13 protein-coding genes are annotated in these 15,452 nt (G+C 44.4%); all 13 read right to left on the bottom strand.

Annotated features, from left to right (window positions below):
- Nucleotides 1–76: 76 nt before the first annotated feature.
- Nucleotides 77–2,077 (bottom strand): glycoside hydrolase family 31 protein, encoded by a 2,001-nt coding sequence (locus tag ABS301_RS14615; RefSeq protein ID WP_349672918.1) that lies wholly within the window; start codon nt 2,075–2,077, stop codon nt 77–79.
- 179 nt (nt 2,078–2,256) lie between these two features.
- Nucleotides 2,257–3,219: an AraC family transcriptional regulator gene (locus tag ABS301_RS14610; RefSeq protein WP_349672917.1), complete on the bottom strand. Its 963-nt coding sequence runs from the start codon at nt 3,217–3,219 to the stop codon at nt 2,257–2,259.
- Between the two features lie 114 nt (nt 3,220–3,333).
- Nucleotides 3,334–6,102 (bottom strand): Spy0128 family protein, encoded by a 2,769-nt coding sequence (locus ABS301_RS14605; protein ID WP_349672916.1) that lies wholly within the window; start codon nt 6,100–6,102, stop codon nt 3,334–3,336.
- Nucleotides 6,103–6,132: 30 nt separating this feature from the next.
- A complete protein-coding gene (locus ABS301_RS14600) occupies nt 6,133–7,374 on the bottom strand; it encodes an ABC transporter substrate-binding protein (RefSeq protein WP_349672915.1) in 1,242 nt (413 codons plus the stop codon).
- Nucleotides 7,375–7,398: 24 nt separating this feature from the next.
- Nucleotides 7,399–7,968: a TadE/TadG family type IV pilus assembly protein gene (locus ABS301_RS14595; RefSeq protein WP_349672914.1), complete on the bottom strand. Its 570-nt coding sequence runs from the start codon at nt 7,966–7,968 to the stop codon at nt 7,399–7,401.
- Nucleotides 7,969–7,996: 28 nt separating this feature from the next.
- On the bottom strand, nt 7,997–8,545 hold the full coding sequence (locus ABS301_RS14590; RefSeq protein WP_349672913.1) for a TadE/TadG family type IV pilus assembly protein: 549 nt from the start codon (nt 8,543–8,545) through the stop codon (nt 7,997–7,999).
- 23 nt (nt 8,546–8,568) lie between these two features.
- Complete coding sequence (locus ABS301_RS14585) at nt 8,569–9,090, bottom strand: TadE/TadG family type IV pilus assembly protein (RefSeq protein WP_349672912.1); 522 nt, start codon at nt 9,088–9,090, stop codon at nt 8,569–8,571.
- Nucleotides 9,083–10,642, bottom strand: coding sequence for a coiled-coil domain-containing protein (locus ABS301_RS14580; protein ID WP_349672911.1), 1,560 nt, complete (start codon nt 10,640–10,642; stop codon nt 9,083–9,085). Before ABS301_RS14580 ends, ABS301_RS14585 begins: the two co-directional genes overlap by 8 nt.
- Nucleotide 10,643: 1 nt before the next feature.
- Nucleotides 10,644–10,994: a DUF192 domain-containing protein gene (locus ABS301_RS14575; protein ID WP_349672910.1), complete on the bottom strand. Its 351-nt coding sequence runs from the start codon at nt 10,992–10,994 to the stop codon at nt 10,644–10,646.
- 2 nt (nt 10,995–10,996) lie between these two features.
- Nucleotides 10,997–11,914 (bottom strand): type II secretion system F family protein, encoded by a 918-nt coding sequence (locus ABS301_RS14570; protein WP_349672909.1) that lies wholly within the window; start codon nt 11,912–11,914, stop codon nt 10,997–10,999.
- 35 nt (nt 11,915–11,949) lie between these two features.
- Nucleotides 11,950–12,885, bottom strand: coding sequence for a type II secretion system F family protein (locus ABS301_RS14565; RefSeq protein ID WP_349672908.1), 936 nt, complete (start codon nt 12,883–12,885; stop codon nt 11,950–11,952).
- A 3-nt stretch (nt 12,886–12,888) separates the two neighbouring features.
- A complete protein-coding gene (locus ABS301_RS14560) occupies nt 12,889–14,247 on the bottom strand; it encodes a TadA family conjugal transfer-associated ATPase (RefSeq protein ID WP_349672907.1) in 1,359 nt (452 codons plus the stop codon).
- A gap of 3 nt (nt 14,248–14,250) precedes the next feature.
- Nucleotides 14,251–15,447 carry a P-loop NTPase gene (locus ABS301_RS14555; RefSeq protein ID WP_349672906.1) on the bottom strand — a complete coding sequence of 399 codons (1,197 nt, stop codon included), beginning with the start codon at nt 15,445–15,447 and terminating at the stop codon, nt 14,251–14,253.
- Nucleotides 15,448–15,452: the final 5 nt, after the last annotated feature.

Here is a 15,452-nt window from a genome sequence, read left to right as displayed (position 1 = left end):
TCTACATGTAATTTTTGGTAAAAAATGGATCTTTTGGGAGCCGGTTTGGGGTCGGATTAGCCGGATTGTACCGGATTTATATTTTTCCAATCAATTCTTTCTGATTATCGTCACGAAGAAAAATAGGAATTTGATCAATACCTGCTGTCTGATGAACAATTTGTCCTCCTTTGTATTTTGTTCCATCATAAATCAGGGTCCAGCTTGCTCCATGAGGAAGATACACATCTCTTTCATATGTATTCTCGTAAAGAATTGGCGCTACCAGAATATCGGAACCAAACATGTACTGATCGGTCAGATCCCAGCACATCTCATCCTGGGGGAATTCATAGAACATGGTACGCATGACTGGTTTACCTAATTTATGGGCTTCATTCATTAATTTTCGTAAATAAGGCCGCATTGCTTCTCTGAACTGTATGTATTTTTCTAAAATAGGTGTGTTTTCCTCTCCAAAGCTCCATATTTCATTATCTGCTCCAGTTGGCATTGATGGTGAGCCGTCTGTGTGATTAACTGGCTTTGAAGGACTCCGGTCACCATGAAGCCGCATAACCGGACAGAACGTTCCCCACTGGAACCAGCGAACGAACAGCTGCCGGAAGGAAGGATCTGTAGGATCTCCGCCCATGAATCCTCCGATGTCAGTTGTCCACCAGGGAATTCCTGCTATTCCCATATTCAGACCTGCACAAAGCTGTTCTCTTAACGTCTTCCAATCGCTATGGATATCCCCGGACCATACCAGTGCGCCATAGCGCTGGCTGCCTGCCCAGGCACAGCGCAGCAGATTAACCGCTGTATCCATACCGGCGGCAATCTGACCGTCATAGAAGGTTTTTGCGTAGAGCTGGGGATAAATGTTTCCGATCTGGTTAACAGGTCCCATATAGTAACGGTAATTATCATACTCATATGTGGAAAATTCCGGCTCGGCCTCATCAAGCCAGAAGGTTTTAATCCCAAAGTCATAATAATTCTTTCTGCATAAGTTCCATACATATTCTCTGGCTTTTGGATTGGTTGCATCAAAGAATGCATTCTCCCCCTGGAACCTCATCGCGATGGGAACTCCACGTTCTGATTTTACAAGCAGCCCTTTCTGTTTCATTTCCTCATAATTTTCACTGGTTAAGTTCACCTGTGGCCAGATGGAAACCATCAGCTCCATACCATAACTGTTCAGTTCCTCAACCATCGCTTTTGGATCGGGGAAATCATTTTCATCAAAACGGTAGTCGCCACACTTAGGCCAGTGGTAGAAATCAACTACAATCACGTCTACCGGAATTCCTCTTTTATGATATTCTCTGGCAACGTTTAACAGTTCTTCCTGATTCCAGTATCTTAACTTGCACTGCCAGAATCCCAGACCATGTTCGGGCATGGGAGGAGGTGTCCCCGTGACTTTGGCATAGGCTCCCACGATTTCTTCGGGGGTATCCCCTGCGGTAATCCAGTAATCCATCTGCCTGGTGCTTTCCGCATACCACTGGGTAATGTTCTTTCCAAAGGAGGCGGTTCCCACTGCAGGGTTATGCCAGAAAAAGCCATATCCTTTATCGGAAAGTACAAAGGGAACAGAGGCCTGGGAGTTTCTATGGGCAAGTTCTAAAATGCAGTTCTTCACATTTAAGACTTCCTGCTGATACTGTCCCATTCCGTACATCCGTTCCGACTGGTCTGATGCAAAGGTAACAGTCAGCTCATAGTCCCCTCCCAGTCTTGGTTTGAAGTTTCTGGTCTTTTTATTAAGGGCTCCTCCGGCTTTTTCCTCTTCCAGGAGAAGTTCTCCCTTCTGGTTAAAAAAGCTTACCCTGCATCTTTTGTGCCAGTCATCTACCGATAAAGATGCGGTGATTGCTCCATTGGTAATTGAGCCGTTAAACTCATCTTTTATTATGATTGTGGCAGGTTTAAATAGTGCTGGAAGAAGTGCGTAATCTGTATCTTTGATATCCCCCATCATCACGGCTCGCACCCGTAGGGAATTTGTTCCCCACGGCTCGATACGGAGGGTTTCCCCGTCATTCTCAAAAATAATAGCTCCCTGGTCTTCTCTGATATAATTCATGCCTTTTTACCCCTTTCGATCGGATTCATACTATTATTTTAGTTGTATGCACATGAAGTTACCCTGTTTATATTGACCTCTTTTATTAAAAAAGTGACTTTATAGGGGAGGGGATAATAAAGGAGAGGGGCTCCGTAAATGATTGGGGCTCCTCTCCTTGTGAGATGGCTTCAGTAAGATTAAATATTGACTTCGTTCCGGTATTTTGTGGGAATCATATGATAATGCTTCTTAAAACAGACTGTAAAATAATTGGAATTGGAAAAGCCCGTGCGGATTGCAATCTCTTCCATACCAAGGTGTGTGGTGCGAACCAGATTCTCAGCTTCCCGCAGCCGCACATGAGTCAGGTACTCATGAAAGGTCATGTGAAATGCATGTTTAAAGTAGCGGCAAAAATACCCCTTGCTCATGGAAACGTGCTTTGCTGCATCACTTAGTTCCATTCTGTTTGTGTAATTTTCCGTTATGTAATGATTGATGTTTTTCATAAACAGGCCGATTCCTGCATCCGTCTGTTCCTGGGTTTGTGATATTTTTCCGATTTTTACTACTTCATAGAAGAATTCCAGTACTCTGGCTTTTAAAAGCAGCTCAAATCCTTTTTGGTCATTTTCATATATGGCGTATGCTTCATTTAAAAGTTGATACTGTCTTTCACTCTCCTGCTGTTCGGATGACAGAAAGATATAAGGTCCGGTTGTTACGGAAAATAGGGGGTCAATGTAATTTTGCCTGATGACATCATTCTCCATACTGCCTACGAACTCGTAGCTGAATAAGATTGTCCTGTAGATGAGGTCTTCTTTTAGAAAATCGTTGGAGCCATGGATTCTGTCTGGCCGTATTAACAGAACGTCTCCTTCATGAACTTGAATCTCTTCATTTTCTATGCTGATTCTGGCGGTTCCTTTGCATACCCAGAATAGCTCCAGCTCCCTGTGGCAATGGAAATATAGGGGAGGCTCCTGACCCAGACCAACCAGACCTCCAAAGTTCTCTCCGTTCATAATGTAGGTGTGAAAGGTTTTTCCTTCCCTTAGCCTTATATCTGTTTCGTGGGTGCTGAATGGGAAGAAGGCGTTTCCGTGCTGGATTGGCTCTTTGTATTTTGATCTTCTGGTTGATTCCATGGTGTCCATCTGGTTTGTCACCCCCTTTCTGATTTGTAATACTTCAATCAATAGGATAGTTTTAAATAATTATAACATAGCCTTGTGGTTTATTTATATTAAAATTACTATTCATAACTATAATTACCAGATCCCTCCGCGTATCTTATAGGAATTATAAAAAGTTTTATCATCAGGATATTCCACTGTTGTAACTAAATTTCCCGTACCATCATCTTTTACCGACACTGTAACGGTTATGATTTTGCTGTCATAATTCATATATAGAATGGGTTCAGAAGGTTTTATTTCCCGGATCTGATAAGTATATTCACCAGGTTCATCATAGGATTCCATAAAGCCGACAGTGCCATCTGCCCTGTTTTCAGATTTTTTTATGTCACCGGTATTCATGTCCTTAAGTTCAAACTCAAACAGTCCGGCCGTGAGCTGCATTCCGGTCAGAACCTTTTTCACTTCAATGGTTGCCGATTCCTTCTGATAAGTAAAACTATTCTTAAATACCTGATCGGGCCAGTAGGAAACTTCTGCCTTCAGCTTGCCGCCGCTGTCCGTCACCAGAACTTTCGCCGTTATGGTTTTTAAATCATACGTAATATTCGGGTCGGCAGGAATGGGAACAGACTCCCGGATCAGATACGTGTAGGTTCCTTCTTTTGTAAATGTGAGCGGAGCGAAACTGATTTTTCCGGAACCATCATTGAACACCGTCTCCACTCCCTCATTGTTTCCGTTAAGAAGACGGAACTGGAACATTCCATTCTTCAGGGTACGTCCCAAAAGCTTTTTTTGAGCACTCAGGCTGACAGATACCGGCTGCGGCTCATAACGGTTAACAAAGGAAACATCCTCTGGATAACGGATCCGGGCTTTCAGTTCATCCCCTGATCTTGCGGCCTCTGCCTCTACCTGAATCGTCTTTGTATCGTATATCATGTTTGGTATTTTCTTTTGGGGAATGATTTCCTTTACATGATAGATAAAAACCCCCGGTTTTTTCAGTTCCACTTCCGGAAAGGTAATATTGCCTTTCCCATCATTAAAAGCTGTTGCAACAGGAATTTCTTTCCCATCAGAAAACCTGCTGATCTCAAACTGGAAACTGCCTGCTTCCAGTGTCATACCTGTCAGAATCTTTTTTAATTGAATTTCAGCCTTAACAGCTTCCGGTTCAACAACCTGGACCACCGGCTTATTGTAAGCATACTCAGCCCTGCCGCTATTTCCATATGAATAGGTAAGACCGGCCTTTGAATTGGAGTAAAATCCGGACATTCCTGAACTGGTGCTGTTGCCTGGATAATCCGTGCCGGAATCTCCTGTATGGGGATAGCTTTGGTTTGAATCATAGGAATCCAGTGCTTTATCGGAGGCGTGTACATTAAAAGATACAACATAACGGCTGGCCGGTAAGGTTCCCCTTAACAGTTTTATATTTATCCCGGCATTTTCAAAGCCTGCCGTGTAATCGCTGCCGTCTGACAGATATTCCGGCTGTGCGCTGCCGGTCTGACGCATTACCTTTAAGTCTCCCATATAATCAACGTACTCAGAAAGCTGATCATTGATTGTCACATCGTAAAACGAATTGCTGATTTGTGACAAGAACCGGTTAAATGCATTGCTGATTTGTTCCGCGCTGGCTGCCTGTACCATATATTTTTCTATATTGGTATTTACCATCTGTGTAATGGTCTGCAAAGTCGATGCGCCCCCGGTACTGCTGCCCATGAAAATAGAATAAAACCGGTCAACCCCCTGCATTCGCCTGGCGGCATCAGCAGCGTAAACCGTTCCCACCTCTGTATAAACGGAATAGCCCAGTGCCTGTGCAGCAGGAGTCGCTGCCGTAGGCTGCCCGTCGGTAATGAAAAACACTACATGCTCGGCTCCCGGTGAGGAAATCCCCCCGATCAGTTCAGATGCCTGATTCATGGACTGGTAATAATTTGTTCCGCCTTCTAAACCTCCAGGAAGAGCCAGGGAATTTATAGTCTGAAGCAGGCTGTTTCTGTCTGTGCTTTCTGAAACCACAAGATTGGAATTCGTTCCGAAGGTGATAATGGAAAAGCTGTTATCCGGATTTTCTGAAAGAGTCGATACGGCATTGTATACCGTCTGTTTCATGACCTGGAACCTGGTTTCACCTCCCATTGATTCTTCCATGGAATTACTGACATCCAAAACAAAAATAATATCCGATTTTTTTGCTTTCTCTTCCCTGCTGGTGGTTAAATCCAGATAAATCCGATAATCATTAACCCCATGGGCATCTGTATCCGGATTTCCGACACCGTCGCCAAGATAATCGATCACTTTCTTATGTTCCGGCTCCGGCACCTCCTCTGGCGGAACCTCATCAATATCAGGATTATATTTAAAATGAAGGGTTACCCTGACCTCGGCAGCATTACCGCCGATAGAAATCCAGTTATAGGCCTGAGCCGCAAATGGATTGGAAGCGTTTCCGGTTCCGTTATAGGTATAGGCACTTACGTTCTTGCCGTATTCTACGGAGATAAGACTCAAATGGGAATCGGTATATCCGTTTGCCCCGAACCAGACCGTGTTGCAGTTTGTGCCTGAAGATTTTCCGGAGAACTTCACGGTTGATGTGAAGCCGTTTTTCAGAATTACGACTCCTGTTTCATATCCGGATGGATAATAAGCCGGATAACTGCTGGTTTTTGACATCTGATAGATCCGTTTTGCGTCATATCTGGAATTTATCTGTCCGGCCTGATCCGGATAATCAGCCGAATTATCAATAAGGGTAGTTACATAGATGGTCAAGGGCTGGGCAGAAGCTGCCAGGGTCTTTTCAGGACAAAGAAACAGTCCAAAAAGTGCCAGCAGCATGACCGGCAGCCCTTTTCTTATTATTTTAAACATTGCTTTTACCTCCGCACACTTCTTCTCCTCTTAATTTTTCAGTTTTTTGATCCATTCTGCTAAAAATCCTTCCGAATCTGTTACTTTACCTGAAAATATCAAATCTAAATTCTTTGCACATAACGTTCTTTCTTCCTGTGACATGGCCTGAAAAAATTGGAAATACACTTCCTTTTTTCCGTTTACCAGTTCGTATGCCTGTCTGATTTCCTTATCATCCGGCTTTATGCCTCTTACAGCCGGAAGCATCCCAAACTCCGATGAAAATGCCAGCTGATTCTTTTGGGTTAGGAAATAAGAAAGGAATTTTTTTGCTTCCTTCACTGATTTTCCGTCTTTTGCAGCCCCGTACATATGATTTGCCTTCCAGACTCCTGCTTTTGTGTAGTCCTCTCCCGGCAGCGCAAACCACCCAAAAGAAGATGACATGCACTCATTCAATACATCAATGTCTTCTGTGGTGCCGCAGATCATAGCATATTTGTTCTGTGCAAAATTTTCTAACAGAGCCTGATGTCCCTTCACACTGTTTCCCTTATCCAGTGACAATTCCATTGCAACTCCAAGCAGATCATAATAGCCGGTATTATTATCCAGCAGCTTTTTAAAGTCCTGTTTCTCAGATTTTTGCCCGTTCAGACTCTTTCCGTTAGCCAGAATCCCGGCAGTAAAATCAAAAGAGTCAAACAGCCCTTCCTCAGTCAGAGACATGGCAAACGGCTGGCAGGAAGACTGTTTTAATATGGCACAGTTTGTCACAAAATCTGAAAGTGTTTCAGGAACAACAAGCTGATTCTGTTCATAAATATCTTTATTATAAAAAATCACCGGAAGACTGCCGGCTGCAGGAAGGGCATAAGCCTTCTCTTTTCCTGGTTTGTTTATAAGAAACTCCTCTTCACTGCCTGCAGGGATAAGATCTGCATAGGTCAGCGCCTCAAGCTTTTTGCTTTCTATAAATTCAGCCAGACTTTCAGGAGGAATGGCAAAAACATCTGCAGTTTCACCTTCTGCAGCAGCTTTAAACCACTCCTCTGTATAAGTTTCATAGGGAACCAGCCTGATATTAATATTTATTCCTTCATGCTCCTTCGCATATTCCGATGCGATTTTCTCATAAAATTCTTCATGCCCTGTGTCCCAATGCCAAAATGTAAGCGTACATTCCCTGGCTGGATCCTTTTTAATAATAAAGCCGCTCCTTTTGCATGCAGTGAGAATACACGCCGCTGCAATCAGAAAAACGACAGCTGAAAAAACCTTCTTTTGCATTTTAAATCACCTCATATTTATCCGTTACCAGTCAGCCGGTATATCTGCACTGTCATACCCGAAGCTTCCGTCAGGCTGGCTGGTGTAAGAACCATTGTAGCTGGAAACCGGTAAAGCAGGATGCCATATGACATCCGAAATCCCTTCTCCGTATGTCTCCCCTCCGTCAAAATAGACGGTAATGGTAGTGGTATCGGCTCCGAAAATCTTCAGAAATGTATAAGAATATTCTTCGCTGAGCTGTGTCCGTATTTTGTAATACCGGTAATTGGTCTCTGGTGCATCTTCTTTAAAATAAACCTTCACGGTTCCATCAAAATGATTCCTTCTCAGGGCATCTTCTATCATGGTAAAACTGTCTTTCCCCGGATTATCGGAATATCGAATGGAATCCTGGAACGTAAACCTGTCTTCTTTTACAAGCTGGCATAGATTCATCAGTGCATTGCGCTTTAAGTAGATGAGCCCCAGATCCATGGATATTCCGATGAAAAAAATCAGGACAGTCAGGCATCCGGCGAAAAGAAGCAGAATATTTCCATCTTCCCGGTCAAAACAGGCAAGTTTTTTTTTCCATCTGGTTTTACATTTCATGCTTTCCTCCCTTTTTTCTACCTCAATGCTACTCAGATCTGTGCTGGGTGGATACGACCCGGCTGCAGCTTAATTTTTTTTCCTTTGTCACCCTGGATCCGAAAACCTGCCGTCCCAAAAAGGTAAGAGGGTATATATCATAGGACAGGGTGGCATTTAAATCCATATAGCGGGTACGGCTGATTGCCGTTATGGTGTCGGCTGGTATCCGGCCTGGCACCGAAAAGGGCTTTTCTACATTTTTCATTACTGCCTTTGCATCACTGACTGTTAAATTCTCCGGTAAAAAGCCCCAAAAGCTGGCTTCCTTTATTCTTTCCACCAAAGGGTCTGACACCGTATTTCCGGTATAGACTGCGCTGGACGGGCAGGTATCCATAGGATCCGAATCCCCGAAATCTGATGCCTGTACAGACCAGCTGGAATACTGGTAACTCTGATCGAAAACAGTCTGCTGGTATGTCATCCATCCCACTTCGATTATGAAAAGAATAATCATAATAAAAATAGGAAAGATCAGTGCAAATTCTACCATACCCTGTCCTTTATCCTGTTTCAAAATCAGAAAACATTTCATACATAATCCTCCTCCCGTCCGCACTATGGAGTATAGCCGCTTATATAAATATCACGGGAATAAACAGGTGTTTTCACTTTATATGTATTGCCCAGAAAGAACGTTCCCCAAAAAGTCACTGCAGGGCGTTCATAAGAAAGCTGCAGCTGTATCTCAGTGTACTCATAACTGCCGGGACGCACCTCAAACTGGCTGCCAAAATCAGATGGATTGACCAGATCACTAGAGTAAACGTAATAACTGTAATCGTTTTTTTGACTGCTTCCTGCGTTCAGTTCCTCAATATTAACATTGGAAGGATCCAGCCGTTCGGTAAAATTCTGCATAATTATCTGTGTCAGCTTATTGCTCACTGTTCCCGAAGAAATATCAGAATAGTCTAAACGGCTGATACACTCGCTGGCAGCACTGCTTAATGTCATCTTTGTATTCATGCAGATAAAGAAATCCACAGGAGCAGTAAAGAGCAGCACTATGATAGGTAGAATCAGGGCAAATTCCAGGATTGACTGCCCGTTTTCATCCTTACCGTTAAAATCAGCCAATGTTCTTTACCTCCCTGGTCTTCTCGGCATATTCTCCTTCCATCACAGAGAACAATCCCCTGGCTTTCTGCATGGCTTTATCACAGGTAAACAGCTCCGGATCAGAATTCTCCCTTTCTGCGCTGGCAGATGGCTGCTTTTCCGGCATTACACCCCGTTTTTCCCGTTCCACTGGTAACGACACTTTTTTCTGCAGCTCCATACCGTTCTCAAGCTGCATATTCCTGGATTTCAGTTCCTCGATCTGGGCGAGCAGGCCTCTCTGGATGTCCAGCAATTCCACATTTTGAAGTTTCAGCGCTGCCTGTCCCCCAATTGCTTTTTTAAGGGTATCCCGTTCCTGAGTGGTACGCTCCATGTAAAGGTTCATGCTTTCAGACTGAGTTTCCATCTGTTCCATAATCATCTGAATGGTTTCTTTTAAGGAATCTATGGTATCTTTTAATTTTTGATTTTCCTGACGGGTCAGTATAGTCCCCTGCTCCTGCCCCTGGTAATGATTCAAAAGCATATCCTTTTCTTCAATCTGCTGCTCCTGCCTTTTTATCCAGGATGCGTTTTCCTCATAGTTCTTATATAAAACGTCAACCTTTTCTTCCAGCTCCTTCTTATAGTTTTCCTGTTCTTCGTACTGCTGCTTTAAGTCATCAAGCTTCTTCTCCCATTTTTCCTTTTCAGACGTCAAAGCCTGCTGCCCTAGTTTTTCCCGCTTTGCTATTAAAGCCTGGTGTTCCGATTTTTCCTTTTCAGCTGACAAGATCTGCTGCTCCAGTTTTTCCCGTTCAGCGATCAAAGCCTGCTGCTCCCATTTTCCTTTTTCAGTCATCAGGTTCTGCTGCTCCCGTTCTTCCTTACGGGCCTGGCGTTCCTGTTCTAACGCTATGGCGTTTTCTTCCATTTTAATAAGGAGCTTTTCATATTTTTGTTCAGCCTCCTTTTTCTGCCGCAGCATTTCTTCCATATCCGGCTGAGGCAGGCCCAGGGAAACCTTCAGCAGGTTCTCCTCCATATCCTTCATCTTTGCCTTAAGAATCTCATAATCGAGCTGATAGTTTGATAATTGTCCATTCAGCCGGATTATATCCTGTTCTTTTTGGGAGATCTCAGCCTCATACATTTCTTTCTGCAGCTGCATTTCTTCATAATCAGAATGCTGGTTCTCCCATTCTTCTGATTTTGCTGCTGACAGCCTTGCTTCCTGCATTGCCCTTTCCTTTAGAGCAATTGCATCAGAAAGCTTTTCCTCCGCTGTGTTTAATTGCTCCCGAAGCACCTGGCATTCCTGGGTCACACTGACTTTTTCAGCGGTCAGCTCACGGATCTGCTGCTCCAGCTGCATCTTTATCAGCATCAGATTATTCTTCATTTCCAAAGCATATTCTTCCACACTCTTTTTGGTATACCCTCCGACCACTGTTGTCTGGAGCTTTGCAGCAAGCTCGGTCTGAATATTCTTACCGGTAAGACCTTCCATGCCGTCAGGAAGTATACCCCCCATTTGTCCGGCGTTTCCCACTTCCTGTACGAAATCATTTCCCTGATTGTAATTCATCTTACGACCTCCTTTCTTCAATAGAACTGATAAACAGCTGTTTTTCGGTCTTTAACTTTCTTGCGGCGCCTTTATTTAATTCCAATACCTTTCTGGTTCCCTTCACAAAGCTTCCCAGCCGCCAGGGATAAACGGTTTCCCTTTTTAAAACCATATTGCCATGGTCCAGGTATACCACATCAATGGGGAAACGCATGAAGCATGTATGAATGCGGGAACAGGAATCTAAAAGCAGGGCACTCCCCTCATGCAGCTCCCGGCAAAACATCAGCCCCTGCAGCCTTTTCATGAAGGTATCGGCAATTTCCGCCTGTACATGGAAACCATTTTCCCCTTCTATAAGAACTATCATATCTACATACCTCCAAACATTTCCATAATTGACATAACTGCCGGTCCCAAAAGTACAATAAAGATAACAGGAAATATAAACAGCACCATGGGAAGCAGAATCTTAACAGACAATTTCTGTGCCTTTTCCTCTACATTCTGTTTATGGGTCTGCCGGATTGCAGACGCCTGGATGGACAGAATATTCTGCATGGAGGATCCCATTTCATCGGCCTGGATCACAGCCGTGACAAAGGTCCGGATCTCCATATTTTCGCACCGGTCTGCAAATCCGTTCAGGGCATCCTTTCGCCGGCGGCCCAGGGAAATTTCCCTCTGGGTAACATCCAGTTCGTCGATGAGGGGACCCCTGGATTTTTCTACCACATATCCCAGGGCCTGGTCAAAGCCCAGTCCCGCCGAAACACTGACACTTAATAAATCCATCATTTCCGGAAGCTGATGATATAGTTGTGCTTTCCGTTTTTTTATTTTGCTTTTCAATTGAAAGCGGCTTACAACGATTCCGGCATAAAGGCCAAGTGCACCATAAAGGACAGCCTGTAAAAAGCCTCCTGTCCTTCCGTATAAAGCTCCCAAACCAATGCAGACTGCCGTAAAAAAGGCAACTGCCGCGCTGTAGTTTTGGGATTTCATATGAATGCCTGCCTGTCTGAGCTGCTGCTCCATTCTCTCCAGAGCCGCTGGATTTTTAGGCGCGAATACGGAAAATATGGTAAGGATGCGGTTTAAAACCGGTCTCATGATCCGGTCTGCCATCGAAACATCCAGTTCCCCTGTTTCTCTCTGCCGTTTCCCCATGTCTTCCACAGATTTTAAGCGGCTGTTCAAAGCAAGGGTTTTAGAAAAAGCGGCTGAGAAACATAGATCCACAAAAAAATAAGCAAAAACTGCGCCGGCTATGGCTGTCAGAAATATCATTTTTTCTTCTCCTGTTTTAATCTCTTAAGGTTTCATCAAAACTTAATATCTACGATTTTATTAATTATTAAGAAGCCCAAAATCTCCATTCCTCCGCCAAGTAGCAGCAGAAAACGTCCTGGCAGAGATGAAAACAGCGGCGAAATATACTCCGGATTGGCAAATGAAAGAGCAAGCAGCAGCAGAACCGGAAGTACACCAATCACCTGACCTGTAATCCTGCCCTGGGCGGTCAGTGTCTTTATGGTTCGCTTAATTGTCAGTCTGTCCCGAATCGTCTGGGAAATGATATCCAGTATTTCTGCCAGATTTCCGCCCACTCTCTGTTGTATGATAACAGCTGTGGTGAGCAGCTTTAAATCATCACTCTTCATTCGATCAGATACTATGAGAAAAGACTGTTCCAGTTCCGCTCCAAGCTTTAACTCCCTTACAATTGTGTTCAGTTCACCGCCAATGGGGTCGGCTAAATCCCCGGAAACATTCTCCAGCGCCTGTTCAAAGGAAAAACCGGCTCTTAAACCATTGGAAAGCACCATCAACGCATCCCCTAACTGAGCCTCAAACAGGGAACGCTGTTTCGCAGCCGCCATTTTCAGAAAGAAAGGGGGAAGAACCAGTCCTATAAGGAAAAGCCCCATGCACTGAATCAAATTGGGGGCAAACGCAAATAAAAGCATGGCCGGTGCAAAGATAAGAAGGAACCAGATCATGATAAACTCCTCCGGACGCAGCCTGATTCCGGATAAGCTGACTTCTTCTTTCAGCTTCTTTGAGATATGTATGAAACGCAAAAGCTGTCTTTCCTTTTTTTCCTCTCCAACAGATGATACTGCTGTCTCTTTTTTAACCTCGCTTAAATCGCTTAACCTCCGGTTAATCTGCAGCTGTTTTTTTAACAGGAATTCAAGTATTATCTCAATGGCACAATAGCAGAATAACGCCGCTGAAGCCAGACAAATCATTTTCATTTTTTACCTCCTTTCCGCAAGAAACCAGTCATCCCTGCAATAGCCTCCATTATCCCTGATCTTATCAAGAATTTTCGGATGAATTCCCGTTGGTTCAAACTTCCCTGCAATTTTTCCGTTCCCATCCGTACCGTTCTGGCGGAAACTGAAAATATCCTGCATGGTAACGGTATCTCCTTCCATTCCGACCACCTCAGAAATGTTGACAATTTTTCTGCTTCCATCCCGTAAACGGGACTGATGCACGATTAAGTCAATGGCTGAGGTAATCTGCTCTCTGATGGCTTTTGCAGGCAATTCCATTCCTGACATTAAAACCATTGTTTCCAGACGGGATATTACATCTCTGGAAGAATTCGCGTGTACTGTAGTCAGGGAACCGTCATGGCCTGTATTCATGGCCTGAAGCATATCCAGCGTCTCTCCGGACCGGACCTCTCCCACAATAATCCGGTCCGGACGCATTCTAAGTGCATTCTTCACCAGATCCCTTATGGAAACAATCCCTTTTCCTTCAATATTGCTTGGACGCCCTTCCAGAGTTACCACATGATCCTGCTTCAGCTGGAGCTCGGCCGCGTCCTCTATGGTCACAATTCTTTCACTGTCAGGAATATAACCTGATAATACATTCAGCAGTGTGGTTTTTCCTGAACCGGTTCCTCCTGAAACAATGATATTGCAGCGTCCCTTAACTGCTGCCTCCAGAAATCCTGCCATCTGGGAAGAGAGGGAACCGTATCCGATTAAGTCTCCGATCTTAAGGGGTGTGGAAGAAAATTTTCTGATTGTGATGGAGGGGCCTTTTAAAGCGATGGGCGGAATGATGGCATTTACACGGGAACCGTCTGCCAGACGGGCATCCACCATGGGGGTGGCTTCATCACACCGTCTGCCCACAGATGAAACAATCCGGTTGATTACCTTTAACACATGGGCATCATCCCGGAAGCTGGCAGGTGTCTGTTCCAGTCTGCCTCCCCGTTCTATGTATATCTGTCTTGCACTGTTCACCATGATTTCAGAAATAGAATCATCCCGCAGAAGCGGCTCTAAGGGGCCCAGTCCCATGACATCGTCGTAAATTTCCTGAGCCAGCTTTGATTCCTCCAGACGGGTCAGGCTCTCCTCCTGTCTGGCAATGGCCTGATGGATGATTTCCATAACATTAATGGATTTTACATTGGCATTATCCGAGAATCGGTCATTGTATTCCCGTATTACCTCCTGGTGAACGGTCTGCTTTAATTTGTCATAATTTTTATCCGTTCTGTTTCCTGGTTCCGCGCTTGAAGCGCTGAATGCCTTTGAAGCAGAATGGTCTGTTTCCTTTGGCTGACCCAGACGAGATACCCACTCCATTGCTTATACAGTCTCCTTTCCTTTTTGAAGGAATGATATCCGTTTCTTTTTCCTGCTTTTACCATTTCTGCAGCCTTCGTTCATTCCTTCCAGCCGGTCTGCTATATTGGAAATTTCCTTGCAGATCTTGCTTTTCGGATACGACAAAACAAGGGGCTGACCCTGATTTGCTGCCGCCGCGGCTGATTTCTCATCACAGGGAATGGAACCCCATACCGGCATGCCAAGCACCCGGGAAACATCGTTGTCTGAAATTCCGTATCCACAGCACTTTCCAACAATCAGTCTGATTTTCTGTTTATCCGTCAGTTCTGCCAGCACCTGGAGACTTTTCTTGGCATTATGCAGTGCGGGCACATCTTTTCCGGTTACAAATAAAACAGAGGAGGCACAGTCAATGCAGCTTGCTGATGTATCATCAAAACCCGAAACTGCATCAACGATTACATAGTCATAGTAAACCCGAAGCGCCGCAATAATGCTCTCCGCCTGTCTGGCAGTAATGGAAGCCCCATATTCCGGGCTGTGGGGATTGGGAAGGAAGTTCACTCCGGAAAGATGGAGAGACAAAAACTGCCGGATTGTATCCACGTTGGGATTGCTCTGTTCCTGTATCAGTTCCAGAATTGTATTTCTCGGATTCATACCAAGCATGATACCCACATCTCCGGACTGAAAGTCATAATCCAGAATAACCACTTTATTGTTTTTCTGTGCCAGCTTAATTGACATATTTACAGCCAGAGTTGTCTTTCCCACTCCGGCCTTTGGTCCGAAGATCATAATCACTTTCGATTTGGAAGACTTGGCTCCTGTATTCTCCAATGCCAGAATACGGTTTGATTCATTGCTGTAGATTCCTTTTAATTCTGCAATCAGATTAATTGGCTCTATATTTTCAGGCAGAATGTAGTGGACTCCTGACTGCAGGATCTTATACATCAGATCGCTGTCTTCCAGATCTGAGAGCACAATGGGTACGGAGCGCGGGCGCAGCAGATAAATCTGCTGGCAGGATCGCAGGGCCATGGGCAAAGTATCCGTAATCAGAATCAGATCCGGCATCGTCCGGTTTATTTCATTCAGAACCTGATTCTCATCCACGACATATCCGACTATGGTGATCTCCTCGTCTTTTATCTGCGTTTTGATCTTTGAACATTTCTCCGGTATTCCCAGGAGCAGAACTTTAATTTTCACAAGCT

This window comes from Lacrimispora sp., from assembly GCF_031982545.1.
Lineage (GTDB): Bacteria > Bacillota > Clostridia > Lachnospirales > Lachnospiraceae > Lacrimispora.
The sequence above is the reverse complement of the archived record's forward strand: the minus strand, read 5'-3'. Positions and strand labels throughout refer to the sequence as shown.